The organism is Pseudomonas sp. DE0157 (assembly GCF_007678615.1).
Classification (GTDB): Bacteria; Pseudomonadota; Gammaproteobacteria; order Pseudomonadales; family Pseudomonadaceae; genus Aquipseudomonas; species Aquipseudomonas parafulva_B.
The window spans coordinates 1-331 of the sequence record NZ_VEJN01000053.1 but is presented as its reverse complement, the minus strand read 5'-3'; the positions used below and the strand labels follow the sequence as shown (position 1 = coordinate 331).

Annotated in this window: 1 rRNA gene; it reads right to left on the bottom strand. The window is 54.4% G+C overall.

Going from position 1 to position 331, the window contains the following annotated elements:
* Positions 1 to 52: 52 nt before the first annotated feature.
* Positions 53 to 331, bottom strand: a 16S ribosomal RNA gene (locus FS777_RS21300); the annotation flags it as partial.

The following is a 331-nucleotide window of genomic DNA, read 5'->3' as shown; positions in this document are numbered from 1 at the left end:
AATGAATCAAGCAATTCGTGTGGGAGCTCATCAGCAGGCTGATGTCGTCGATTAAGGAGGTGATCCAGCCGCAGGTTCCCCTACGGCTACCTTGTTACGACTTCACCCCAGTCATGAATCACACCGTGGTAACCGTCCTCCCGAAGGTTAGACTAGCTACTTCTGGTGCAACCCACTCCCATGGTGTGACGGGCGGTGTGTACAAGGCCCGGGAACGTATTCACCGCGACATTCTGATTCGCGATTACTAGCGATTCCGACTTCACGCAGTCGAGTTGCAGACTGCGATCCGGACTACGATCGGTTTTGTGAGATTAGCTCCACCTCGCGG